Source organism: Nonomuraea sp. NPDC049758, assembly GCF_040674635.1.
Classification (GTDB): Bacteria; Actinomycetota; Actinomycetes; order Streptosporangiales; family Streptosporangiaceae; genus Nonomuraea.
Genome location: NZ_JBFAMZ010000006.1, coordinates 466,790 through 490,862, shown reverse-complemented (window position 1 = coordinate 490,862; position 24,073 = coordinate 466,790). Strand labels below are relative to the sequence as shown.

Sequence of the window (24,073 nt, the reverse complement as noted above, 5' to 3'; positions counted from 1 at the left end):
TGGGGTTGTATGGAGCATCGTTCACCTCGTCCCTACCGCGGTCATGTCGAGAGCATCCCACGTTGATCCACGATCCGAAAGTGCGGAGTTGCCGTATCACCCCCCAGACTGGTCCATGCCTCAGCTTGGCAGCAGACCGCAATCACACCGTCCCCAGCAATGTGCGACGGCCAACTACGCGTGGCGATCGTCAAGACCGCATCTGTACGACGGCATTGGGCCAGGTTGGAGCGTTCGGTTCATAAGTGCGGGGCCGGCCCGGTGTCCCGCCGTTTGATCGAGGAGCCGATGGCCCGCATGGGCCACACAGCACCCGCGCCGTCCTTATGTGCCACCACTCCACGGACGAACGTCAACGCGAAGTAGCACGCAAGTTCGACGGACTCACTTGTGGATTTCTCCTGTGAAGTGAATACGCTGCCGAGATGGTCACGGACTATGGGACGTCGGAATCGCAGTTCCCGCCGAAGCTGGTGGTTGGTCAGGAGCGTGGCTGGTATCGAGGTGACTGCCATGTGCATTCGGTTCTCTCGAACGGTGGAGAGCTGACGCCGGAGGAGCTTGCGGCCGGTGCTCGTGCTGCGGGGCTGGACTTCATCGCGACCACTGAGCACAACACCGCAGATGCGCATGGTGCGTGGGGTTCGCTCGTCGGCGACGACCTGCTGGTGATCATTGGCCAGGAGGCCACCAGCCAGACCGGGCACTGGCTGGCGCTCGGCATCAATCCGGGGCAGGTGGTCGACTGGCGGTACGGCGTCCGCGACGACGTGATCGGCAAGCATCTGGATCAGGTACATGAGGCTGGTGGCCTATGCGTGGCGGCCCACCCGTACGCGCCGTACCCCTCTGGCGTCTTCATGTACCCGTTCGAGGGATTTGATGTGGTGGAGGTGTGGAACGGGCCATGGATCTCCGATGCCCCTTGGCAGGCGGACAATGCGGCAGCACTGGCCGAATGGGGCCGGGGCCTGGCCGTCGACATCCGCCGTGGACGGTGGCGACCTGCGATGGGCAACAGCGACACCCATCTGGAGGGCCAGATCGGCAGACCGCACACCGTCGTGCTGGCTGAGGAACTGAGTGCTGACGCAGTCCTAGCCGGCATCCGTGCCGGCCGGAGCTGGATCGCCGAATCGGCCACGGTTGAGCTGTCGCTCCAGGTCTCTGCTGGTGATGGCAGTGCCGATATCGGGGGGCGGCTGGATACCTACGGCGAACCGGCTGTGGTCCGGGTGGATGTCTGTGGTGTGCCGTCCGGCACTGTCAGCTTTCACACCGATCGAGGAACGGTGCACCGCGCACCATTGCCAGGCGATGGAACAGGCGTCTTGGAGTGGCATACCAATGCGGAGGAATCGTCATTCGTCCGCGTTGAGGTGCGTCATCCCAACGAACACATGGCGGCGCTCACCAACCCCATCATCCTGAGCTGAAACGTCGAAGGGTCAGATGGTGCAGCTCCTCCAGACAGAGATCGCGACCCTGGGGGACAGATCGGCGACAAGCGCTTCTCCACGGTCGTCAGCGTCGAGTACGACCCGTCAACAGGCGAGCCCATCAAGGCCGAACTGGCCAGCCCGCTCTACCGGCACGAAGAGGAGTAAGCCGTGCGGGTCACCTTCGCCACCCAAGCAGCTCCAGACCGGGCGAACGAGGACTTCGTCGCCGCCACCCCGGACGCCTCCGTACTCCTCGACGGCGCAGGCACCCCGCCTGGCTCCGACTCCGGCTGCTCACACGGCGTGGCCTGGTACTCCCGCACCCTCGGCTCCACCCTCATCGCCTCGATCAGCCAAGGTCCGAATCCTCTGCCTGAACTCGTCCCGGCCGACTCCGTCCTCGTCCTGGACATCACCGGCACCCCAGACCCAACGGTCATCTGCGACGACCGGGAAGCCCAGGTAGGCGCCCTCTACAGAGCCGAGATGGACGCCCTCGGCTCCGGCAGCGACACACACGTTTCCGCCCACCGGCGCCACGTCGAGACCCTACGCTCCTACCGCAACCGCGACGGCGGCTTCTGGGTCGCCGCCACCGATCCCCTCGCCGCCCACCAAGCCCTCACCGGCAACATCCCCGCCGACCGAGTACGCGCAGCCACCCTGCTCAGCGACGGCGCCTCCCGCCTCGTCGACCGCTTCCACCTGGCCACCTGGCGCGAAGCCTTGGACACACTCGACCAGCACGGGCCGGCGAACCTCATCTCCACAGTCCGGGCCGCCGAACACTCCGATCCGCACGGCGAGCGCTGGCCCCGCGGCAAGACCTACGACGACGCCACCGCTGCTCACGTCTCATTCACTTCGACGGAATAGGCATGTGACGTTGTCGTGGCGGCGGCCGAAGGCGGCCACCAGAACACTGGTGGCCATGTGCTCCAAGTACCACCCCTGCCCCTCGATCTCCTCGATGAGCTCACCTATCTCGGGGAGAGTTCTCCCTTCGGGCGCCTTGTCCAGAGGGGCAGTGAACCGGGCAACGAAGACCCGCCGCCCCGCCGCATAGGCATGTCCGGCAGCCATGACGACCTGCTGCTGACCAGGGCTAGCCCCACGAAGCACCATTAATGACGCACCTTTCTGCCATTCATCGAGGGTTGCCTCGATATGACATGCAAAGGGCATAATCCCAGCTCAAGGCGACTGAGCACAGCAAAATTCCGCTCCCTTAGCCGCAGCCCCCCATTCGCCACTCCGAGAAGTCGACCACCGGTGTCGACACCCTGGACAGTTGGGGAGACTCTGGCTTTCGTCCTCCACGTAGCCACCTGGACAGCTCCTCGGAACGAACCGATCTCGCCGCTGTGGGGCGTCCGTACCGTCAGCGTGCCGGTGGGGTGGTGTCCGAGAGTCAGCCGGCCTGATCACCGGATCGGACCAATCGGCGTTCCCAGGCCAGGGCCGCGACGACACCGATGGCATAGGCGACCAGGTCCCATGGGTCGGGGAACGCACCGACCAGGACACCGCCGATCCCCGGCGGGGTCATGCCGACTATCTGGTAGAACTCGACGGCGGCGGCGATCGCGGCCGTGGCCAGGGCGCGGCGTGCGGCGGTGGTGCGCCACAGCAGTCCCAAGAACGCGTAGACCAGCATGGTGGCGACGACGTCGCTCACGTAGCCGCGGATGAACGGTTGTCCCGGGCCCCGGTAGAAGAGGACGAACGCGCCGACGGCGAGGGCGACGCCACCCAGAAGGACCATGGCGCGGCGCATGAGATTGACATCATCTCCGAATCTCAACGATCAGGACGAACCTGATCATAGAGTTCGTCCCTTATGGCGGCATGCTGATTGCGTCAGGTCAGCGACCGCGCGGTGGAGTGCCATGGCGACGACATGTCAGCACGCTGGCAGGTAGTGACGATTCATCCGGAATGCAGCCATCGCTCATCGCCGACCCACCGAGTCGACACGCGCGTGCTCGCTGCTCGACTCATGCAGACGGCTTCTCAGACATCCTCGGTGCGTGACGATGGCATGGCTGCCAGGGCCGTCTGAGCTCCTGACATCCATGACCACGCCGTCCCCTTCCGGGCTGAGAACGGTGGGCGTACCGCAGAAATCGCACAGCCACTGAAAGCGGTGAAGGTCCTGTGATCGAATCGTCAGACGCGCCCACGCCGGCGGACTCCATCGACGGATCTCTTGCACCACAGCGTCCACCTCCGTCCCAACAGCCGGATACTCGCCAAGCCACGCCCGTCCGGCACCGGAGGGACTGTCGATCGCCGCGCCATCGATCGATGCACCGATGCCCTCGTGCCCGAGGATCTCCACCATGACGCCCCACGGGTGCTGCTGTGTCACTCGGACCCGGACCCGTTGACCAGGGACCAGGTCTGCTCCCGCGGCATCGAATCGCTGCACGAGATCATTGTGTCGCAGGGGCGTGTTGCACCGTTCGCCTACCTCGTTGCGCAGGGAGAACTATGGCTTGAGGTCCTCGAGGCAGAGCCGACGGTCTACAGCCGCGAACGCAGAACCTGCGGATCAGCACCGTAACTCCGAGACAGGTCCTCGTGGCATCGCTGGATCCCAAACGAGGGGCGACACGTACCTGCGTCGTGCGACCCGTCGATCTACGTGAGCTACAGATAGGAGCTGAAGTGGTCGGCCACGGTGTCTGCCACGACTTCTGCATCGTCGGAGCCATCGACCTCCAGGACTCGGATGCCCAAGCGGCAAGCGGAGCGGACCGCCTCATCGGCGACGAGGCGGTCGCGGGCAAGCCGGTTCTCCTGTGCCCGCTCAGGGTCGCTCACCTGGAGGCTGAGACTGCCGGCACGGGGCAGTTCGCGGAGCTGGCGCTGACGGAATGCCTCGCTCGGCACCATGACGATCATCCGACAGGGCGAGTCGATGATGGGAGCGACCAGTTCAGGACGCAATCCCCAGCCTTCGGCAACGACAGGCCGCCCCGCTACCAGGCCGCGCAGGTCGTCCAACGCCCACTCGAACCGCGTGGGAAAGCCGGCCAGGGTCTCGTCGGCCATCTCTTGAGGGGTGGTGTTCACCCAGACGGTGTCCGGGTCAGGATCCGCGGTGGGCTCGCCAAGTCGCACTCGGCGGGCGATCCGGCGGTCATTGTGTGCGCGCGCGTCGTGGTAGTCGTAGTGATAGGCGGTCAGCTCGTACCGGATGGCCAGCACCCTGGCAACGGTGGATTTCCCGGCCCATTGTCCACCTCCGATCCATAGGGCGTTGTGGAGGGTGCCGAACGGATCCCAGACCTCGCTACTTGTGGCGTTCACGGATACAGCTTGGCGAAGGCATAGGCCAAGAAACAGTCTTGTTGTGCTTGCCCACCCGGGTGATGATCAGAAGAAACGCGCAAGGCGCTGAAGCGCCTGGGACAGCACCTCGGTTCCCAAGCCATCCGCGCACCTTAAGGCCGCTTCTCCAGGGGGCGGCCTTTGGCATGGCTCACGGGGTTCTGACCTGTCGGTGCCTCTCACTACGATCACCGCATGTTTGGCTTAGACGCGATGTATTCGATTCTCCTCGTCCTGCTGCTGTTGATCATCGGGATCGGAATCAGCAGGTGGATAAGACAGCGCAAGGTAACGCGCATCTACGTCGACCTGGACTTCGTGACGCCTGTCAATGTTCAGGTCCGGGCCCATGACCTCATCGAGGCAGGCAGAATCCGCGACGCCGTAGCGCTGATCCAGGAGGAGTCCCAGGTATCTCGACCAACCGCGGTGAAGGTCGCACGGGTTCTGCGCACTGGTGGCGTCCTGCCAGGCTTCCCGGTGTTCGACGAGGGCGACCTACCCACCCGGGTTCGCAAGTTGATCGAGGCCGGCAACCGAAAGGAGGCCGTCTTTCTTGCGCGAAGCATCGAAGACATGAGCCAGTCAGAAGCCGAGACGTTCGTCGACTCACTCTCACGGGAACCGGAGTGAGTTGTCGCTGTAGCTGTACTTTGCAGCTGCACAAGATCGAAAAGGCCACTTCCCGATCACGGGTAGTGGCCTTTGACCTGGAGTGGATCCTAGGAGATTCGAACTCCTGACCCCCTGCCTGCAAAGACGCATGCCGATCTTGCTCCACCTGCGGAGAGGCAGCTCAACGCACTGATCGCGTTCCCCGTGGCTCCCCGCCGTTCCCCCTGGACTACCGCCCCATCGGGCACGCGACGGGCACGGTGTCGAACCGCCGACGGTTTTACAGCGGACTGATGTTACTGACCGCTTCAGACCTCTGACCTCGGTGTACGGCTCTCGCATCCCCCGCACAAGGCAAGATCATCGCGCGTATATCCCACGAGGTAGAGACAACCACGAACGCGCCAGGAACGTGCGGATGTCTCGCGCAGTTCATAGTCAGGAGCTGACGATGGCCAACAAAGACGCATGATCAGCAGGCAACCCTACGAGAGCGAGGGAAATACCTAGTTCCTGCGCCACTCCTGAAGGCACCGACTCCCAGAGGCTACTGTTATCGAGAAGAGCTCGGAGGAAAGTCCGCTGCTCATTGTTGAGCGAGTCGCCTGGCGAGAACGCCTCCGGAAAGGCCCTCTCCAGGAGAAGCTGCAGATCCTTGGCCGTTGTGGGTTGGAGCGACGTGGCTGCCACTACGACGGCGGTGGGCAAGAGATCGGCGAAGTTCGTCACCCGGAGGACAGCCTGGTGGAGTAGATGGTTCGGCCAACCCGCGGTTGCGGGCAGCGTAAGCGAATCCGAGTACCACGCTGCGGCCCGCTCGGGGTCGGTCACCGCATGCCACACAGCCGACGGGCTGTCAGGATCGTGTGCGAGGCTGGAGCTGAACGCCGCGACGAGCCGAACGCCGGGATGCCGATCGAACAGGAATGATCTGCTCACACTGTCGAAATGGTCGAGTGTCTGAAGCGCCTCGGCGCGCTCGTGAAAAGTAGCGGCGTCGCGAGCACGATCTTCGACAAGATTGACGATCTCGGCGCGCCGGCTCGAAACCGTGGGCACCAGACCTAGCGCCGCCGCTGCGGAGGTCGCCGCAACACGCGTACGTGGATCGCCATCGGACAAGCAACGTAGGACTGGGTCCACCAGGGCGGGAGCGATATTCCTGCACTCCATGACGGCGTCGTATGCCCAGGCGGGCGTTTCGATGTCCCATGGTTCATCCGGATCTTGCTGCCGATCACTGTGGTAGATCGACCAGAGCTCACTATCACTTCGGTCCGGTTCGCTGCCCTCGGCCACAGCTGTGAGAAAGTCGAGCAGGTGGACGCGAACAGGCTGCTGTGGCTCCCGCCAACCGTATGAGATGGGACGATCGAACCCCGACTCCTGCAGCAACCCGGCGACTACGCTCGCGACCGGGGCCGTAGCAGGATAGACAGAGCCCTGGTGGGTGACCGCTGTGTGAAGGTGGACGATCGTGTCCTCCCACGCTGCGTCATCATCCCGCACAAGCCGCCAAAGATGGTCGAGAGTATCGGTGGCCTGGCCGTAGGCGTGAACTAAGCGAGACCAGTCGTAAGTTTCCAGAGCGTCCAACCCAAACCGCATGGGGCATTCTCCCGCACAGATCATCTACAGAAGGCATGCCAACTGAGCATCGCTCGTCTTCACTGGGCTGCGACATTGGTTTGAATCTGCTGTCTGGATGCACACCACACCAAGTCGTACGCGCCCAGCCGCTGACAGGCGTATGGCCACTCAGCCGGAGTTACGGCGAACAGCCACGTTTCCGGTGAGCCAGGGTGAGGAACGAACCCTGGATCGTCGATCGCCCCCAAGCACGTACGGCGGCCAGCCACGCAGGGGCGATCGTAGAGCTGCATCTGTAAGGCGGCGCGGCAACCCCGGTCGGCGCGTTCGGTCGGTACGGCGGCGCCGGCGTGCGGTGCCCGGCCCGGTGTTCCCGCCGCCGGCCGGGACCGACCCCCAGGCCGCACGCCCGGACGGCGGGCGGGCGGAGGGCCGGAGGCACGGCGGCGCGCCGCGCCGCCGCTTGATACCTAAAAGAACAACTCGGCAGTGCACGGTCTATGACGAGACATGCGACCTTGGCGCTATTCAAAGCGATGTGAGTTACGGGACTGCCCACTTTCAAGCGGACCGACTGCCCTGGCTAGATGTTCTGTCCTGTGAGGGTGGGGACGCGACTGGCGGCTGGTAGTCCGTTCAGCGCCGTGTGGCCGCGGTGGTGATTTTAGGTGTGCAACCAGGTCGGCAAGGCCCGATGAAGAAGGCCACGGCAGCCGATCGCCCCAGCCCGGAAAGCGAGCACCGAAGTGAGCGGTCACCACGGCTCTAGCTCACTTCGACGCAGTTCCTGATCGAAACCATGCGTGCCATCGAGTACCAACTCTGCCATCCGTCCGTCACGCTCATATCACTCTCTGATCATGCTTGGAGTCATTCTCTACAGAGGAGTAGCTGAGTCCATGCTTGCACAAGGCTCTCCACCGCCAACTCCTCTCCGCTTTATGCCAGAGTGACCCGCCCCGTGATCCACCCGTTACTGAACTCGCTTACTGTGTCGATCGTTATCGAACGGAGAGGCGTGAAGATCATGACGACGACGGCCTGATCTTCGTGGGCCCCGACAACGGCCCCCTCCGCAACACGAACTTCAACCGCCGCGTCTGGGCCAAGGCCCTCAAGGACGCCGACCTACCGCAGATCCACTTCCACGACCTCCGGCACACCGGCAACACCCTCGCCGCCAGCGCCGGCGCCTCGATCCGAGAGCTGATGGCACGCATGGGCCACTCCAGCACCCGCGCCGCGATGATCTACCAGCACTCCACAGATGAACGGCAACGCGAAGTAGCCAGAAAGCTCGACGAGCTGGCAAGGGGAGCCCTCGACACATCGGGCACGCAACGGGCACGGCCCCAGAACAAGGCCCACTAACGATCAAAAGCCCAGGCCATTGACCTGGGCTTTTGTATGAGTGGAGCCTAGGAGATTCGAACTCCTGACATCCTGCTTGCAAAGCAGGCGCTCTGCCAACTGAGCTAAGGCCCCTTCGACGAAGATAGCTTACCGGGCCGGGGAAGCCACCCGCGTCGTCCCGAGGTCGTCGCTCAGCACCAGGCCTGGGAAGTCCGCGATGGAGTCCAGGATGTGCGTGGCGCCACCCTTGAGCAACCGTTCCCTGCTGTGCACGCCGGTCATCACCCCCGCCACCACGGAGGCTCCGGCCCGGCGCCCGCAGAGCATGTCGCTCTCCGAGTCGCCGACGACCGCCACGTGCCGTACGTCCGCCACGCCGAGTCGCAGCACGGCGTGCAGGACCATGTCCGGCCAGGGACGGCCGCGGCCGCCCGCGTCCTCCGGGGAGATGGCGAGGTCGACCTTGTCGTGCCAGCCGAGGACGCCGAGCACGCGGCTGAGCGTCGTACGGCTGAATCCGGTGATCAGGGCGAGCTTGATCCCGGTGCCGCGGAGTTTGTCGAGCGCCTCCAGGACCCCGGGCACGGGCTCCAGTCCGGCACGTTCCAGCGCACCCTCGTAGGAGCGCTCGAACGTCAGGTTCGCCGCCTGGGCCTGGGCCTCGTTGCCGGGGAAGATGCCCCGGAAAACATCGATCTTGGGACAGCCCCGGGACCGGTGCACGTGAACCATGGCACGCGCGTACGCTCCGGTCCCGGGCACTATGCCCTGGGTGGCGATCGCCTCGGCGAAGGCGCGCTCGACCATGGCGATGTCACCGACTGTGGTGCCTGCCAGGTCCAGGCACGCCAGCTCGATGGGGACGACGTCACTCATCGCCTCGCCGGTCGGTTAGTTCTCGCTGCCGGTCGCCTCGGTCCAGAGATCAAGCTCGGCGCGGTCAGCCTGCACCTTACGCCAGATCAGCAATCCCCCAAGGGCGACCAGCGCCAGAACGAGCAGCTTCTTCACGGTGTGACCCCACTTCTTCGACGGTCTCACCTGCCGGGGTGAGACCCAACGGTTGACATGCAGCCTAGCAAGGGATGGCTGCGCTCCTTGTGTTGCGCACGAACCTGATGTGCGGCTTGTGCGTAGAACGAGCCTTCAGCCCGGCCTGGATCACCCCTTCGACCCCGGCCTGTCTCCATCCCGTCCTGGGCAATCTGCCAATCACTTCGGACAACATCCCGATCATGCCAAATATCCGGACGTCCCGCGCGCGCGGCATACCCCTGCCCGTATCTTACGTTCCCACCGCCGCCCAGTTCATGGTGATCGTGGAAGCGTCCGTCGCGGCCGAGACGCAGCGCGGTCTCGGCTTCCCGGCCGGTGGCGGGGGCCCGCTGTACGAGGTCGTCCCAGCTGTTCGGGAGTAGGGCGTTCGTCCCCGGATGGGTGGCGCCGATCGGCGGGCCAGTGATCGGCGCCGCGGCCGGGACGGCCTGGGCGGGATCGCCGGGCGTGCGGTACAGGGTGTCGGCGGCGCGCTCGTCGCCCCCGCCGCGACGCCGCTGCTCGTGGTGCTCTTCGGAAACGACTCCCGCGGTTTCCGGGCCGCCTGTCCGGGCACCGCGGTGGTGGCCGGTCGTCGCGCGACGCTCGCCGCCCCGTTGAGGCGCCAGCGGTCCGTACGCGAAACCGTGAGCTGAATCTCATACCCTCCGGAATACCTTCCGGAATACCCTAGGGGGGTACCGTGTTAGAGTATTCGGCAGGAACCGGAACCGCGTTGAAGGAGACCGTAATGAGCACCGCCACCTACACCGTCAAGGGCATGACCTGCGGCCACTGCGTGAGCTCGGTGAAGGAGGAGGTCGGCGGCGTGGCCGGCGTCACCGGCGTCGAGGTCGACCTGGCCAGCGGCCGGCTCACCGTGACCAGCGAGAGCCAGGTCGAGGAGTCCCAGATCGCCTCCGCGGTGGAGGAAGCCGGATACGAGCTGGTCGGACAGTCATGAACACTGCCGCCAAGCTCGGCTCCTACGCCCTGGGGCTCGCCGTCGTCTTCGGCGGGGCCCTGGGCGTGGGCCGGGCGGTCGGCCCGGTGGCCCAGGACCCGCCGACACAGAGCCACACCGCCATGGCGAAGAGCCAGGAGGGCCACGAGGGCCAAGACGCCCTGAAGGGCCAGGAGGCCAGCGAAGGGCAAAAGAGCGAGAAGAGCCAGGAGCACGGGACGCCGGAGCAGGCGTACAGTGACACCCCCGGGGGGCTGCAAGTGTCGCAGAACGGATACACCCTCAACCCGCTGACCCCGATCGAGACCGGCAAGGCCACCGACTTCCGCTTCGCGGTCACCGGCCCGGACGGCCGCCCGGTGACCGACTACCAGGTGGAGCACGACAAGAAGCTGCACTTCATCGTGGTCTCCCGCGACCTGACGACCTTCCTCCACCTGCATCCGGAGATGACCCCCGACGGCATCTGGTCGGTCGGGCTGACGCTGCCGGCGGCGGGGCCGTACCGGGCCTTCGCCGACTTCGCCCCGACCGGCGGTGAGAAGCTGACGCTCGGCGCCGACCTGCAGGCCGCCGGCGACTACCGGCCGAAGCCGCTGCCCGAGGCGAGCCGCTCCTCGAAGGTCGGCGACTACACTGTGAGCCTCGACGGAGACCTGGTCCCCGGGCGGGCGAGCAAGCTCACCCTCTCGGTGAGCAAAGACGGCGAGCCGGTCACCGACCTGCAGCCCTACCTGGGCGCGTACGGCCACCTGGTCGCCCTCCGCGCCGGCGACCTGGCCTACCTGCACGTGCACCCCGAGCAGAGCGAGAAGGCCGGTCCGCAGATCACCTTCTACGCCGAGGTGCCGAGCATCGGCGACTACCGGCTGTTCCTCGACTTCAAGCACGGGGACGAGGTCCGTACCGCGGACTTCACCGTGCGCGCCACACAGGGCGACGCGACCGCCGCGGAACCGTCGGCCCCCCACGGCCACTGAACACCGAGATATCGAGAAAGGAGAGGTGATGTCTTCCCGCACCGAGGAAAAGGCCGTCGAGCTCGCGATCGGCGGAATGACGTGCGCGTCCTGCGCCAACCGCATCGAGCGCAAGCTGAACAAGCTTGAGGGCGTGACCGCGACGGTCAACTACGCGACGGAGAAGGCGAAGGTCACCTTTCCCGACGGGCTCGACCCCCAGGCGCTGATCAGCGAGGTGGAGAAGGCCGGGTACACCGCCGCGCTCCCGGTCGCCAAGGAGCAGGAGGAGCGGGCCGAGCCCGCCGACGAGCTGCGTCCGCTGCGCGACCGGCTGATCGCCGCCGTCACGCTGAGCGTGCCGGTGATCGCGATGGCGATGGTCCCGGCGCTGCAGTTCACGAACTGGCAGTGGTTGTCGCTGGTGCTGGCCGCGCCGGTCGTGGTCTACGCGGGCTGGCCGTTCCACAAAGCCGCCTGGACGAACCTGCGCCACGGCGCCGCCACCATGGACACGCTGATCTCCATCGGCACGCTGGCCGCCCTCGGCTGGTCGCTGTGGGCGCTGTTCTTCGGCACGGCCGGCACGCCGGGCATGACGCACCCGTTCGAGCTGACCATCGAGCGCACCGACGGCTCGGGCAACATCTACCTGGAGGCCGCGGCGGGGGTGACCGCGTTCATCCTGGCCGGACGTTACTTCGAGTCGCGTTCCAAGCGGCGGGCGGGGGCCGCGCTGCGGGCTCTGATGGAGCTGGGCGCCAAGGACGTCGAACTGGCCGACGGGCGGCGGGTGCCGGTCGAGCAGCTCAAGGCGGGCGACACGTTCGTCGTGCGGCCGGGCGAGAAGATCGCGACCGACGGCGTGATCGAGGAGGGCACCTCCGCGGTCGACGCCTCGATGCTGACCGGTGAGTCGGTGCCCGTCGAGGTGCGTCCCGGCGACGCCGTCACCGGCGCGACGGTGAACGCGGGCGGCCGGCTGGTGGTGCGGGCCACCCGGGTCGGCGCGGACACGCAGCTCGCCCAGATGGCCAAGCTGGTGGAGGAGGCCCAGACGGGCAAGGCCGAGGTGCAGCGGCTGGCCGACCGCGTGTCGGGCATCTTCGTGCCGATCGTGATCGCGCTGGCCCTGGGCACGCTGGGCTTCTGGCTCGGCACCGGCAACGGCGCGGGGGCCGCGTTCACCGCGGCGGTGGCCGTGCTGATCATCGCCTGCCCGTGCGCGCTCGGCCTGGCCACGCCCACGGCGTTGCTGGTCGGCACCGGCCGGGGCGCGCAGCTCGGCATCCTGATCAAGGGGCCGGAGGTGCTGGAGTCCACCCGCCGCATCGACACCATCGTCCTGGACAAGACCGGCACGGTCACCGAGGGCAGGATGACGCTGGTCGACGTGCACGTGGCCGAGGGCGAGAGCCGCGAGGAGGTGCTGCGGCTGGCCGGCGCCATCGAGCACGCCTCCGAGCACCCGATCGCCCAGGCCATCGCCAGGGAGGCGAAGTCCGACGCGACCGTGGAGGACTTCGCCAACGTCGAGGGGCTCGGCGTGCAGGGCATCGTGGACGGGCACGCGGTCCTGGTCGGCCGGCCGAGGCTGCTGGCCGAGTGGTCGCAGCACCTGCCCGCCGACCTGGCGGCCACCCTTGAGGAGGAGCAGGCCAAGGGCCGCACGGTGGTCGCGGCCGGCTGGGACGGCAAGGCCAGGGCGCTGCTGGTGGTGTCCGACGTGGTCAAGGAGACCAGCGCGGAGGCCATCGCCAGGCTGCGCGCGCTGGGCCTCACCCCGGTGCTGCTGACCGGCGACAACGAGGCCGTCGCCCGGCAGGTCGCGGACGAGGTCGGCATCGACGAGGTGATCGCCGAGGTGCTGCCCGCCGACAAGGTGGACGTGGTCAAGCGGCTGCAGTCGGAGGGCAAGGTCGTGGCGATGGCCGGCGACGGCGTCAACGACGCGGCCGCGCTCGCCCAGGCCGACCTGGGCCTGGCCATGGGCACCGGCACGGACGCCGCCATCGAGGCGTCGGACCTCACCCTGGTCAGGGGCGACCTGCTGGTGGCCGCCGACGCGATCAGGCTCTCCCGCCGGACGCTCGGCACGATCAAGGGCAACCTGTTCTGGGCCTTCGCCTACAACGTGGCCGCCCTGCCGCTGGCCGCGCTCGGCCTGCTCAACCCGATGATCGCGGGGGCCGCGATGGCCTTCTCCAGCGTGTTCGTGGTCAGCAACAGCCTCCGGCTGCGCCGGTTCAGGTGACCGCCGGGTCGAGTGATCGCTGAGCCCATCTGACGGCCGGTGCCATCGCGGCGCCGGCCGTCATGAACGCCAGGCCCAGCAGCAACCAGCCCACGGTCCCGCCGTCGAGCACGAGCGTGGTGAGCACGGCCGGCCCGAGCATCCTCGCCACGGCCGTGCCGGTGCCGAAGAAGCCCTGGTACTGGCCCTGCCTGTCGTCGGGGGCCAGACCGAAGCCGATCTCCCAGGCCCCCGCGGCCAGCAGCATCTCCCCCGCGACCTGCAGACAGCCCGCCGCGATGAGGAAGACCCAGCCGTACGGGCTGAGGGCGAACACCGCGCACGCGGCGAACAGCACGACGCCCGCCCGGCGGACGGCCGTGGACGCGTCCCGCAGGTCGCGCACCCGGCGGGCCACGCGTACCTGGAAGAGCAGCACGCTGCCGGTGTTGAGCACGAGCAGCACCGAGACCATCCAGGCGGGCCCGGACGTGCGCTGCGCGATCCACAGCGGCACCACGAGGCTGAGCAGCGGCATGTAGAACAGCATCACCGCGTTGATCGCCGTGACCAGCGCGTACGGCCGGTCCCTGAGCACGGCCAGCCGCGGCCCCGGCGCCGCGGGCGCGGGCCGTACGGCGGGCAGCCTGAGCAGGACCAGCGCGGCCACCAGGAAGCTCAGGGCGTCGAGCGTGAACACCGCCATGTATCCGGCCCGGGTGCCGACGGCCAGCGCGACGCCGCCCAGCGCGGCCCCGACGGCCATGCCGCCGTTGAGCGTGGACTGCAGCACCGCCCGCACGACCGTGCGCCGGGCCGGCTCGACCAGCCCGGCCAGCAGGGCCTGCCGGGCCGCCGACAGGCCGGTCTGCGCGGTCCCGTAAAGACAGGCGACCAGCAGGAACAGCGCGAACGAGCGGACGAACACGAACGAGCCGGCCGCCACCGCGGTCGTGAGCGCGAGCAGCACCGCCACGCCGCGCGGCCCCCGCCGGTCGGCCAGGTGCCCGAGCGGCACCCCCGCCACCGAGCCGACCGCCCAGCCCAGCGTGAGGCCGAGGCCGATCTCGGTGGCCGACAGCCCCACGACGTCGGCGAAGTAGAGCGCCGAGGTGACCAGGTACGCGCCGTCGCCGATGGAGTTGGCGAGCTGCGCGGCGGCGAGCACGCGCTGGGTTTTCATGACTTGTATGACTCCGGGGTCATCCGGGTGGCGACGCCCATCCTGTTCCAGGCGTTGATGGCGGCCACGGCCACGGTCAGCGCGGCCATCTGCTGCTCGTCGAAGTGCGCGGCGGCCTGCGCCCAGACCTCGTCGGTGACGTCGTCGGTGGACAGGCGGGTGGCGGCCTCGGTGAAGGCCAGGGCGGCGCGTTCCTGCGGGGTGAAGAAGGGGGCCTCGCGCCAGACGGCCACGGCGTGCAGCCTGGCGTCGCTCTCCCCCGCCTGCTTGGCATCGGAGCTGTGCATGTCCACGCAGTAGACGCAGCCGTTGATCTGGCTGGCGCGCAGCCGTACGAGTTCGAGGAGGGGCTTGGGGAGGGTGCTCTGGGCCACGAACCGGTCCAGGCCGGCCATCGCCTTGTACGCTTCGCCGGCGAACTTCCCGAGTTCCATGCGTTCGGTCATATGCTCATCTTGGCCGTACTCTTGTCCCGACATAAGCTCCAATTTCCGCCAAGTTGATTGGGCCAAGTTGGACGTTCACATCAGCCTCCAAGGGCGCGGTGACCTGGCCGCACAGGTCTACCGGCAGCTGCTCGACGCCATACTCGACGGGCGCCTGCGCTCGGGCGAGCGGCTGCCGCCCACCAGGGAGCTGGCCGGTCGGCTGGAGATCTCCAGGAACACGGTGGCGGTGGCCTACGACCGGCTGGTGGCCGACGGCTTCCTGGTCGGCCGGGCGGGGGCGGGCACGTTCGTGTCGGCCGAGCCGGTGCGCGGCCGGGCCGCGCCCAAGGGGGTGGTCAGGCCGCGGGCGTTCTGGCGGGAGCTCGGGGAGACCGTCGAGGTGCCGCCCGCCCGGTACGACTTCCGCGTCGGCGTGCCGGACGCGCGGCTGTTCCCGATGGAGACCTGGCGCAGGCTGGTGGCCAGGGAGCTGCGGGTGGGGCTGGCGACGTACGAGCCTTCGTCCGGCTATAAGCCGCTACGTGAGGCTATTTCGCGTCATATCGGGATCAGTCGGTCGGTGCATGCGGGGCCCGACGACGTCCTGATCACCAACGGCGCGCAGCAGGCCCTCGACCTCATCGGACGCGTCCTCATCGAGCCCGGCACGACCGTCGCCGTCGAGGAGCCCGGCTACCCGCCCGCCCGCCGCCTGTTCAGCTCGCTCGGCGCCCGCGTGATCGGCGTGCCCGTGGACGCCGAGGGCCTGGACGTGGCGGCCATCCCCCGCTCGGCGAGCCTGGTCTACGTCACGCCCTCGCACCAGTTCCCGCTGGGCACGCCCATGTCGCTGGCCCGCCGCGCCGCCCTGCTCGCCTGGGCAGAACGCCGCGCCGCCGTGGTGATCGAGGACGACTACGACAGCGAGTTCCGCTTCGGCGAACGCCCGCTCGAACCCCTGCAGAGCCTCGACCGGTCGGGCCGGGTGATCTACGTGGGCTCGTTCTCGAAGACCCTGCTGCCCATGCTCAGGCTCGGCTTCCTCGTCGCCCCCGCCTCGCTCGGCCCGGCCCTGTGCGCCGCGCGGCAGCTGTCCGACTGGCACGGCGACATGCCCACGCAGGCCGCCCTGGCCCGGTTCATCGACGAGGGCCTGCTGGCCAGGCACATCAGGAAGGCGACCCGCGAGTACGCCGCCCGGCACGAGCTGGTCACCGCGGCGCTGGCCGGGGACGAGCGGCTGCGCCTGATCCCGTCCGCCGCGGGCCTGCACGTGTGCGCCCGCCTGGCTCCGGGCGTGTCCCTGGGGTCCGTGCCGGACCTGGCCGTCGAGCAGCTCGACGCGTACTGCGGCGAGACCCCGGCGCAGCCGGGCCTGGTGCTCGGTTACGGCGCGATCGGGCCGCGCGACATCGGCCCGGGCCTGCGCCTGCTCACCGACAACCTGAGGACGACCACGCCCGGTCAGTAGTTGCGCCGGCTCCAGAACCGCCACGCCCGGTCAGTAGTTGCGCCGGCTCCAGAACCGCCACGCCCGGTCAGTAGTTGCGCCGGCTCCAGAACCGCCGCGCCCGGTCCCCCGTCAGCTCCGGATCGTCCGGCGGCGAGGGCTGCTGCACGATGACGACGGTCGTCTTGGCGTGCCGGGCGCAGTACATGCTGGTGGAGGGCAGCAGGATCCGGCTCAGCAGCCGCCGCCGGCCCCGGCCGAGCACCAGCAGGTCGCCCTCGCGGGCCAGATCGACGAGGTGGTAGCCGGGGTCGCCGACCTTGCTGAGCGTCGCCACGCGCAGGTCGTCGGGCACGCCCCCGGCGACGTCCTCGAACACGCCCGCGATCACCTCCGCGCAGCGGGACTCCTCGCCCTGCCGGATCGCGTGCTGCACGGGCAGCGCCTCGGGAAAGGGATGGACGGGCGCACGACTGACGTGAACGGCCACCAGAGCCATCCGGTGCAGCCTGGCCGCGCCGATGGCCCAGGCGAGTGCCCAACGCGAGGCCGGGGACTCGTCCACCCCCACGATCAGCCTCACACCGCCAGGCAGATCCTGTTCCACGGTGCCTCCTGGAAATGAAGTACGACCATAGTGCGCCAACCGGCCAGTTACCGGGAGGTGGCACTTTGCGAACTCTGGAGTCCCCCGCGAGCCCGGGCGTAGCATGCGGGGGTGGAACGAGGGTGGGTGCAACCCCGTCCCGCCCTCGACCGGCGGCTCGACGGGGCGCTTACGCACAGGCTCACCACGCTCGTGGCCTCTACAGGCTACGGGAAGTCGATCGCGCTCGCCGGTTGGAGCCACGCCGTGGGCGGCGTCCTGCACCTGCTCGGGCCCGCCGACCGCGACCTGCCGACGCTGGCGGGCTCGGTGGCGTCGGCGCTGGCCGAGGCCGTCCCGGGGTTGCCCGCCGACCTGCTGGCCGCGGCCGGGGCGCCGCTCGGGCCCGGCGCCGACGAGCTGTCCAGGGCCGCCGCGCTGGCGGGCGCGCTGGCCGAGGCGCTGGCCCGGCAGCTGACCAGGGGTCTGGCGCTGGTCTTCGACGGCGTCGACGCGATCATCGGCGCGTCCGGCTCGGTGCGTTACGTCGAGACGCTGGTCCGCGCCGCGCCCCGGCACCTGCACCTGGTCACCGCCTCGCGGGCGCCGCTGCCGTTCCCGACGGCCCGGCTGCGCCAGGACCACGAGGTGCTCGACCTCGACGCCACCGACCTCGCGCTCACCGCGTCCGAGACCGGCGCCTGGGCCAGGGAGCGGCTGGGCGAGCAGGGGGCGGGCATCGCCGCCAGGCTGCACGAGGCGTGCGCGGGCTGGCCGGCCGCCGTCCAGGCCGCCCTCGACGCGCTGGCCCGCGAGGAGCCGGCGAGCTGGCCGCGTACCGCGGCGAGCCTGGCCGCCAACTCGGCCACGCTCGAACACCTGACGCTCGCCGCGTTCAAGGACCTGCCTGCGGGCATGCGGGAGCTGCTGCGCGCGGCGACCGTCCTGCCGGTGCTGACGTCCGGCCTGGCCGCCACGCTCGGCGCGCCGCCCGACACGCTCGCGGCCCTGACCAGCCGCGGCCTGTTCATCGAGGCCGACCAGGACGGCCACCGGCTGACCTCGACCAGCAGGCACGTCCTGGCCAGGCACGCCCCGCTCGACCGGCACGAGGCCCACGACGTGGCCGCCGTCGCCGCCCGCTGGTACGTCGAGCACGACCAGCCCGAGCTGGCCCTGCGCGCCGCCGTCGCGACCGCCCACCCCGACCTCGCCGCGTCGCTGCTCAACTCCCACGGCCCCCGCCTGGCCGAGCGCGGCGACGTGATCGCGGCGCTCGACCTGCTGCCCGAGCAGGCCAGAGGGTCGCCGCCGATGCTCAGGCTGGCCGGCATCGCCGAGCAGAACCGCGGCCACTGGACCCGCGCCCGCGACCTGCTGGCCCGCGTCGCCGACGGCCCCGCCTTCGACGCGTTCGTGGCCAGGCGGCTCGGCTTCATCGACCACCTGCGCGGCGACCTCGACGCCGCCATGACGATGTACGCCAAGGGCCACGCCTACGGCTCGCCGCCCGCCGACGCCGCCATGTGCGCCGCCTCCATGGCCTCGGTGCTGTGGCTGAAGGGCGACCGGGCGGGCTGCGCCGAGCTGGCCGACCGGGCGCTGGAGCAGGCCGGCGGCCTCGGCGACCCCGGCGCGCTGGCGATGGCCAACACGGTGCTGGCCATGCTCGCCGCCCTCGACGGCGACCGCCGCGCCAACGACGCCTACTACCTGCGCGCCCTGGAGTACGCCGAACGCGCCAGCGACGTCGTCCAGCTCATCAGGATCCGGGCCAACCGGGCCTCCCGCCACCTGGACGAGGGCGCCTACGCCGAGGCGCTGGCCGAGACGGAGGCCGCGAGCAGGCTGTGCGACCTGGTGTCGTTCGCGCCGTACGCCGCGCTCAACGTGGCCAACCGGGCCAAGGCGCTGGTCGGGCTCGGCCGGCTGGAGGAGTCGGCGATCGACGCCGCCGACGCGGTGGCCAGGTGGGAGGCGATGGGGTCGCGGCTGGTCAGCGTCGGGCTGGTCCGGCTGGGCGAGATCCACGCGCTGCGCGGCGACCGCGGGCAGGCGGCCGCCGTCTACCGCCGGGTGATCGCCGAGACCGGGCCGCTGGGCGAGGTGCAGACCCGCTCCAACGCGCTCAACGCGCTGGCCGAGCTGCTGGCCGAGGACGATCCCGAGGAGGCGGCCCAGGTGGCCCAGCAGGCGCTGGCGTACGCCGGCGGCATCGCCGGGGTCTCAGCGCGGGTGGCCGCGGCGCACGTGGCCCTGGCCGCCGGCCGCCGTGACGAGGCCGCCCGGCTGGTCGGCGAGACGGAGCCGATCGCCGTGGAACGCAGGGACCACGTGGCCCAGGCCGTGCTGCACGAGCTGCGCGCCCGGCTCGACGGCGATCCCGCGCAGGCCGACGAGGCGGTGCGCGGGTGGGCGGCGCTCGGCGACCCGATCGGGCGGGCCAGGGCCGAGCTGGTGCGGGCGGCCCTGTCCGACCCGGTGAGCGGGGGTGAGGTGGCCGTACGGGTGCGCGAGCGGATGCACGCGATCGGCTGCCGGGCGCTCGACGACCGGATCGACGAGCTGATCGCCCGCGCGGCGCCCGTGCCGGGGGCGGCGGTGGTGATCGAGACCATGGGAACGTTCCGGGTGCTGCGCGGCGCGGTGCCGGTCCCGCGTACGGCCTGGCAGTCGCGCAAGGCCCGTGACCTGCTGAAGATCCTGGTCAGCCGCCGGGGCGGCGCGATCAGCAGGGAACGGCTGGTGGAAATCCTGTGGCCCGAGCAGCGCGACGACGCGGTCGGGCTGCGGCGGCTCAACGTCATGGTCTCCACGCTGCGCGCAGTGCTCGACCCGGCCCACGAACGTCCCGCCGACGACGTCGTGGTCTCCGAGGAGGGCGCGCTGCGCCTGGACCTGGCGCACGCCGACGTCGACGTGGAGCGCTTCCTCGACCTGACCGCCGGAGCCGTACGGCTGGAGCAGGCCGGCCGCGCCGCCGAGGCGCTGGAGCGGTGGACGGCGGCCGAGAGCGCGTACGGCGGCGAGTTCTGCGAGGAGGACCCCTACGCCGACTGGGCGGTGGGCCTGCGCGAACAGGCGCGGCTGGCCTACGTGCAGGCGGCCGCCCGGCTGGCCGCGGCGCGCACCCGCGAGCGGCGCTACGACGAGGCCGCCCGCTACTGGCTGCGCCTGCTGGAGCGCGACGGCTACGACGAGCGCGCCCATCTGGGCCTGGTGCGCGTGCTCGACCTGGCGGGCCGGCGCGGCGACGCCCGCAGGCGCTACCACCTCTACGCCGAGCGCATGCGGGAGCTGGAGGTCGAGCCCGCGCCCTACCCCACCTGAACCAGACCTGAACCGTCCCGGGTGATGGTGATCAGATGAGGACGGTCATCGTACGGCTGGTCGAGCCCGAGCAATCCGGCGGCCAGCTCCGCGGGCTGCTCGAAGAGGTGGGGGGCGAGCCGGTGCCGTTCAGCGGCGCCGACGCCGTCATCACCCTGTTGCTGAACGCCGCCGGCCTGAACCGCGATCCCGCCTGAACCTCGCGCGAACCTCGGCTCGCCACCATCTGTGGTGAGAGGAGGCACGATGAGCGAGCAACTGGGGAGTGGATGGCCGTTCGTCGGGCGAGGGGGATCGATCGCGACCGTGCGCGCGGCGCTGCGGTCGGGAGCGGGCGCGATGATCGCCGGTGAGGCGGGCGTCGGCAAGAGCAGGCTGGCCGCGCAGGCGCTGGCCGGTCTCGACGGCTACGAGGTCGTGCGCGTGCTGGGCACGGAGACCGCGTCGATGATCCCGTTCGGGGCGTTCGCCCATGTGTTGACGGGGCCGCCGCGAGGCGGCGAGAACCTGCTGCGCTGGGCCGCGCGGCACCTGCGCAGGGGAGAGGGAGAACTGCTGGTGAGCGTGGACGACGCCCACCGGCTGGACGCGGCGTCGGCGGCGCTGGTGCACTACCTGGCCGCGGGTGGGGAGGCCAGGGTGCTGGTCACGGTGCGTACGGGCGGTCCGCTGCCCGCGCCGGTGGCCGCGCTGTGGAAGGACGAGCTGCTGACCAGGGTCGAGCTGCCGCCGCTCGGCCGGGACGAGGTCGGCCAGGTGCTGGTGGGCGCGCTCGGCGGCGAGGTGGCGGAGGGGACCGTACGGCATCTGGCGGCCGTCACCGGCGGGAACGTGCTCTACCTGCGCGAGGTCGTCCATGCCGGGCGCACGTCCGGCTGCCTGGCCGAGAGCGGCGGCGAGTGGCGCTGGCGGGGCGAGCTGTCGATGACGACCCGGCTGCGCGAGCTGGTCGGCGCCCGGATCGGCCACCTGGACCAGGACGAGCGGGAGGTGCTGGAGCTGGTGGCGTACGGCGAGCCGGTGGGCGCCGAGCTGCTGGTCGCGCTGACCTCGCCGCGCGCGGTGGAGCGGGTCGAGGCCCGCGGCCTGGTCACGGTCGCCGGCGACGGCAGGCGCGAGCAGGTACGCCTCGGCCACCCCCTCTACGGCGAGGTGGTCCGCGGCGACTGCGGCACCCTGCGGGCCAGGCGGCGGCTGCGGACGCTGGCCGAGGCCCTGGAGGCCGGCGGCCTGCGGCGGCGCGAGGACGAGCTGCGCGCGGCCGTCTGGCGGCTGGACAGCGGGTCGGCCGCCGCGCCGGAGCTGTTGTTGTCGGCCGCGGGCCTGGCCTGGGCCAGGCGTGACCCCAGGCTGGCCGCCCGGCTGGCCAGGGCCGCGATCGAGGCGGGCGCGGGCGTGGCGGCGGTCGCGCTGCTCGGCCAGGTGCTGATGGTGCTGGGCGACCAGGACGCGGCGCTGGTGGCGCTGCGGCAGGCGGCCAGGACCGCCGTCACCGAGGGCGAGCGCGCCCAGCACGCCTTCAGCCTGGGCATGAACCTCGCCTGGGCGGGCGCGGACGCCGAGGCGTGCCGGGTGCTCGACCTGGCCGCCGGGTCCCTGACCGATCCGGCCTGGCGGCAGGAGGCGCACGTCTACCAGGGCGTCGCCCACTTCTTCGCCGGCCGGCTGACCGGGGCCGCGGACGCCTTGGCGCGGGCGCGCGCGTGCGGGCCGGCGACCGTGCGCGGCGCGGCGCACGCGGCCGCGCTGGAGTCCTGGACCGACGCCTACTCCGGGCGTACGGAGAGCGCCCTCGCCGTGGCCGGGCGGGCCCTCGCGGGCCGGGACGACTGGGACGACGACGCCCCGCACGCGCTGCCGACGCTGCTGGACGCGCGCTGCGCCGCCCAGGTGTTCTCCGGCCGCCTGGACGCGGCGGCGCGGACCGCCGCGGAGGGCACGGAGACGGCCGCGGCCGAGCTGTCGGTGTCGGGGTTCGGGGCGTACCGGGCGATGGTCGGCAGGCTGCGCGGTGACGCGGCCGGCGCGGCCCGCTGGGCCAGGCAGGACGCGGCCCGGCTGCCGCCCGGGACGCCGTACCGGGGGCGCTGCCTGGCCGAGCTGGCCCACGCGCGGGCGCTGCTGGGGGAGACGGCGGCGGCGCGGGCCGCGCTGGCCGAGGCCGAGGGGCCGGCCTCGCGGTGGGCGTTCACCCGGCAGCCGGTGTTGCAGGCCGCGGTCTGGGTGACGGCCTCGGCGGGCGACCTGGAGCAGGCGGTGAGCCTGTGCCTGACGGCCGCCGGGCTGGCCGAGCGGCACGAGCAGTTCGGGCACCTGATGTTCGCGCTGCACGACCTGGTGCGGCTCGGCGCGCCCGCCCTGGCGGCCCGGCGGCTGGCCGCGCTCGCCGAACGGGTGGACGGGCCGCTGGCCGGGCTGTTCGCCCGGCACGCGCGGGCCGCGGGCGACCCCGCCGAGCTGCGGGACGTCGCCGCCGAGTTCGAACGGCTCGGCCTGATCCTGTACGCCGCCGAGGCCCTCGCCCAGGAGTCGGCGGCCCACCGCCGGGACGGCCGGGGCACGCTGGCCAGAGGGGCGCAGACCAGGGCGTGGGCGCTGGCCAGGCGGTGTCCGGGGGTCTCGACGCCCGCGCTGGTCGAGCTGGCCACGCCGGAGCTCACGCCGCGCCAGCGGGAGATCGTCAAGCTGGCGGCGGCCGGGCTGACGAACCGGCAGATCGCCGACCGGCTGACGCTGTCCACCCGGACGGCGGCCAACCATCTGCAGGCGGCCTACGAGAAGCTGGGGGTCAACGACCGCACGCAGGTGGGCCGCCTGCTGGCGGCACTCTAGACAAGGCTCAGGAGGCCGTCGTACAGGGCCTGGCGGTCGTCGTCCGTCATGGCCCGGTACGGGTCGGCGGCCCGCCGGTTCGTCTCGGCCTCGATCGCGGCCCGGACGGGACCGTCCCTCAGCGCGACGATCCCGTCCGCGGTCAGCCCGGCCGCGCGCCAGGACTCGGCGTGCGCGTCGGCCCGGTGGTAGCGCAGCGCGGCGAGCCGGTTGAACAGCAGCAGGCCGGCGGGGGCGGCGTCCGGCTCGTACGGCGGCGCCATCACCTCCAGGGCGCCGCCCGGCACGCGTACGGCCCGGTCGAGCACCCCGCCCACCGCCACGGCGAGACCGGCCACGTCGTGGCCCGCCCAGACGCGGCCGGCCGCCTCGGCGTGCGCGGCGTACAGGCCGTCCACGAACGCCCGTCCCTCGGAGGTGAGCCGCAGCGCCCCGGCGGCGTCCCGTTCGAGCGTGCCCTCGCGCAGGTGGACGCCGACGCCTTCGGTGACGTCGCCGTACCGGTGGACGGCGGCGAGCGCGGCCGTGGTCACCGGGCGCAGGGGGAGCACGAAGCGCAGGTCGTTGAGGAGGCCGCCGGTCAGGCCGGAGCGCTCGGTCAGGTCCAGCACCGCTCTGCCGGCGGCGGCGTGCACGTCGACGTGGGCCGCGTCGATGACGGGGGCGATCGCCGCGGCAAACTCCCCCAAACCCTGAAATTTCGGCATTGAGCGTCATTATGGCGCTCAATCCGTAGC

At 70.4% G+C, this 24,073-nt stretch carries 22 protein-coding genes, 1 tRNA gene and 1 pseudogene; 13 read left to right on the top strand and 11 right to left on the bottom strand.

Translation table 11 applies throughout. The features are described from left to right. The first annotated feature begins 425 nt into the window (after positions 1-425). Complete coding sequence (locus AB0J46_RS19345) at positions 426-1,436, top strand: CehA/McbA family metallohydrolase (RefSeq protein WP_364333356.1); 1,011 nt, start codon at positions 426-428, stop codon at positions 1,434-1,436. Between the two features lie 174 nt (positions 1,437-1,610). After that, entirely contained in the window at positions 1,611-2,318 is a 708-nt protein-coding gene (locus AB0J46_RS19340) for an integrase (RefSeq protein ID WP_364333353.1), read from the top strand. Between the two features lie 535 nt (positions 2,319-2,853). On the opposite strand, the gene AB0J46_RS19335 is transcribed toward AB0J46_RS19340, so the two are convergent. Both AB0J46_RS19335 and AB0J46_RS19330 read right to left on the bottom strand, forming a co-directional pair. Beyond that, the gene (locus tag AB0J46_RS19335) at positions 2,854-3,219 is read right to left on the bottom strand and encodes a DUF2809 domain-containing protein (protein WP_364333350.1); all 366 of its coding nucleotides are present in this window, start codon (positions 3,217-3,219) and stop codon (positions 2,854-2,856) included. An 875-nt stretch (positions 3,220-4,094) separates the two neighbouring features. Continuing rightward, positions 4,095-4,757 carry a hypothetical protein gene (locus tag AB0J46_RS19330; RefSeq protein ID WP_364333347.1) on the bottom strand — a complete coding sequence of 221 codons (663 nt, stop codon included), beginning with the start codon at positions 4,755-4,757 and terminating at the stop codon, positions 4,095-4,097. A 216-nt stretch (positions 4,758-4,973) separates the two neighbouring features. On the opposite strand from AB0J46_RS19330, the gene AB0J46_RS19325 reads away from it, so the two are divergent. Continuing rightward, positions 4,974-5,411 carry a hypothetical protein gene (locus AB0J46_RS19325; RefSeq protein ID WP_364333344.1) on the top strand — a complete coding sequence of 146 codons (438 nt, stop codon included), beginning with the start codon at positions 4,974-4,976 and terminating at the stop codon, positions 5,409-5,411. Positions 5,412-5,831: 420 nt separating this feature from the next. Here AB0J46_RS19325 and AB0J46_RS19320 read toward each other — a convergent pair whose 3' ends face one another. Together AB0J46_RS19320 and AB0J46_RS19315 are read right to left on the bottom strand one after the other, a co-directional pair. Then, positions 5,832-6,692 (bottom strand): hypothetical protein, encoded by an 861-nt coding sequence (locus tag AB0J46_RS19320; protein ID WP_364333341.1) that lies wholly within the window; start codon positions 6,690-6,692, stop codon positions 5,832-5,834. Between the two features lie 874 nt (positions 6,693-7,566). After that, positions 7,567-7,668, bottom strand: a pseudogene (locus AB0J46_RS19315) (IS481 family transposase); the annotation flags it as partial. Positions 7,669-7,886: 218 nt separating this feature from the next. Here AB0J46_RS19315 and AB0J46_RS19310 point away from each other — a divergent pair. Then, positions 7,887-8,354: a site-specific integrase gene (locus AB0J46_RS19310; protein ID WP_364333339.1), complete on the top strand. Its 468-nt coding sequence runs from the start codon at positions 7,887-7,889 to the stop codon at positions 8,352-8,354. A 41-nt stretch (positions 8,355-8,395) separates the two neighbouring features. On the opposite strand, the gene AB0J46_RS19305 is transcribed toward AB0J46_RS19310, so the two are convergent. The 3 genes from AB0J46_RS19305 to AB0J46_RS19295 all read right to left on the bottom strand — a co-directional run bounded on the left by AB0J46_RS19305 (position 8,396) and on the right by AB0J46_RS19295 (position 9,347). Beyond that, positions 8,396-8,468: transfer RNA gene (locus tag AB0J46_RS19305), tRNA-Ala, on the bottom strand. Positions 8,469-8,483: 15 nt separating this feature from the next. Then, positions 8,484-9,212 carry an HAD-IA family hydrolase gene (locus tag AB0J46_RS19300; RefSeq protein WP_364333336.1) on the bottom strand — a complete coding sequence of 243 codons (729 nt, stop codon included), beginning with the start codon at positions 9,210-9,212 and terminating at the stop codon, positions 8,484-8,486. Positions 9,213-9,227: 15 nt separating this feature from the next. Then, positions 9,228-9,347 carry a DLW-39 family protein gene (locus AB0J46_RS19295; RefSeq protein ID WP_013130296.1) on the bottom strand — a complete coding sequence of 40 codons (120 nt, stop codon included), beginning with the start codon at positions 9,345-9,347 and terminating at the stop codon, positions 9,228-9,230. Between the two features lie 74 nt (positions 9,348-9,421). On the opposite strand from AB0J46_RS19295, the gene AB0J46_RS19290 reads away from it, so the two are divergent. From AB0J46_RS19290 to AB0J46_RS19270, 5 genes are all read left to right on the top strand, one after another. Next, positions 9,422-9,754: a hypothetical protein gene (locus AB0J46_RS19290; protein ID WP_364333333.1), complete on the top strand. Its 333-nt coding sequence runs from the start codon at positions 9,422-9,424 to the stop codon at positions 9,752-9,754. A 15-nt stretch (positions 9,755-9,769) separates the two neighbouring features. Then, the gene (locus tag AB0J46_RS19285) at positions 9,770-10,027 is read left to right on the top strand and encodes a hypothetical protein (protein ID WP_364333330.1); all 258 of its coding nucleotides are present in this window, start codon (positions 9,770-9,772) and stop codon (positions 10,025-10,027) included. Positions 10,028-10,122: 95 nt separating this feature from the next. Beyond that, the gene (locus AB0J46_RS19280) at positions 10,123-10,335 is read left to right on the top strand and encodes a heavy-metal-associated domain-containing protein (RefSeq protein WP_352323852.1); all 213 of its coding nucleotides are present in this window, start codon (positions 10,123-10,125) and stop codon (positions 10,333-10,335) included. Continuing rightward, positions 10,332-11,315 (top strand): hypothetical protein, encoded by a 984-nt coding sequence (locus AB0J46_RS19275; protein WP_364333327.1) that lies wholly within the window; start codon positions 10,332-10,334, stop codon positions 11,313-11,315. Before AB0J46_RS19280 ends, AB0J46_RS19275 begins: the two co-directional genes overlap by 4 nt. Before the next feature lie 28 nt (positions 11,316-11,343). Next, complete coding sequence (locus tag AB0J46_RS19270; RefSeq protein WP_364333324.1) at positions 11,344-13,548, top strand: heavy metal translocating P-type ATPase; 2,205 nt, start codon at positions 11,344-11,346, stop codon at positions 13,546-13,548. Here AB0J46_RS19270 and AB0J46_RS19265 read toward each other — a convergent pair. Both AB0J46_RS19265 and AB0J46_RS19260 read right to left on the bottom strand, forming a co-directional pair. Continuing rightward, on the bottom strand, positions 13,541-14,710 hold the full coding sequence (locus tag AB0J46_RS19265) for an MFS transporter (protein WP_364333321.1): 1,170 nt from the start codon (positions 14,708-14,710) through the stop codon (positions 13,541-13,543). The two genes, AB0J46_RS19270 and AB0J46_RS19265, sit on opposite strands and share 8 nt — an antisense overlap. Beyond that, positions 14,707-15,156, bottom strand: coding sequence for a carboxymuconolactone decarboxylase family protein (locus AB0J46_RS19260; protein ID WP_364333318.1), 450 nt, complete (start codon positions 15,154-15,156; stop codon positions 14,707-14,709). The genes AB0J46_RS19265 and AB0J46_RS19260 overlap by 4 nt, the downstream gene beginning before the upstream one ends. Before the next feature lie 67 nt (positions 15,157-15,223). Between AB0J46_RS19260 and AB0J46_RS19255 the strand changes: the two genes are divergently transcribed. Continuing rightward, the gene (locus AB0J46_RS19255) at positions 15,224-16,609 is read left to right on the top strand and encodes a PLP-dependent aminotransferase family protein (RefSeq protein WP_364333315.1); all 1,386 of its coding nucleotides are present in this window, start codon (positions 15,224-15,226) and stop codon (positions 16,607-16,609) included. A 67-nt stretch (positions 16,610-16,676) separates the two neighbouring features. On the opposite strand, the gene AB0J46_RS19250 is transcribed toward AB0J46_RS19255, so the two are convergent. Beyond that, positions 16,677-17,195, bottom strand: a complete 519-nt coding sequence (locus AB0J46_RS19250; RefSeq protein WP_352362352.1) for a universal stress protein — start codon at positions 17,193-17,195, stop codon at positions 16,677-16,679. 111 nt (positions 17,196-17,306) lie between these two features. Here AB0J46_RS19250 and AB0J46_RS19245 point away from each other — a divergent pair, with 111 nt between their 5' ends. From AB0J46_RS19245 to AB0J46_RS19235, 3 genes are read left to right on the top strand one after another with little or no spacing between them, the layout of a single operon-like run. Beyond that, the gene (locus tag AB0J46_RS19245; RefSeq protein ID WP_364333312.1) at positions 17,307-20,504 is read left to right on the top strand and encodes a BTAD domain-containing putative transcriptional regulator; all 3,198 of its coding nucleotides are present in this window, start codon (positions 17,307-17,309) and stop codon (positions 20,502-20,504) included. A 35-nt stretch (positions 20,505-20,539) separates the two neighbouring features. Continuing rightward, a complete protein-coding gene (locus AB0J46_RS19240; protein WP_185844989.1) occupies positions 20,540-20,701 on the top strand; it encodes a hypothetical protein in 162 nt (53 codons plus the stop codon). Positions 20,702-20,750: 49 nt separating this feature from the next. Further along, entirely contained in the window at positions 20,751-23,336 is a 2,586-nt protein-coding gene (locus tag AB0J46_RS19235) for a LuxR C-terminal-related transcriptional regulator (RefSeq protein WP_364333309.1), read from the top strand. Here AB0J46_RS19235 and AB0J46_RS19230 read toward each other — a convergent pair. Continuing rightward, positions 23,333-24,025, bottom strand: a complete 693-nt coding sequence (locus tag AB0J46_RS19230) for a hypothetical protein (RefSeq protein WP_364333306.1) — start codon at positions 24,023-24,025, stop codon at positions 23,333-23,335. The two genes, AB0J46_RS19235 and AB0J46_RS19230, sit on opposite strands and share 4 nt — an antisense overlap. Between the last annotated feature and the right edge of the window lie 48 nt (positions 24,026-24,073).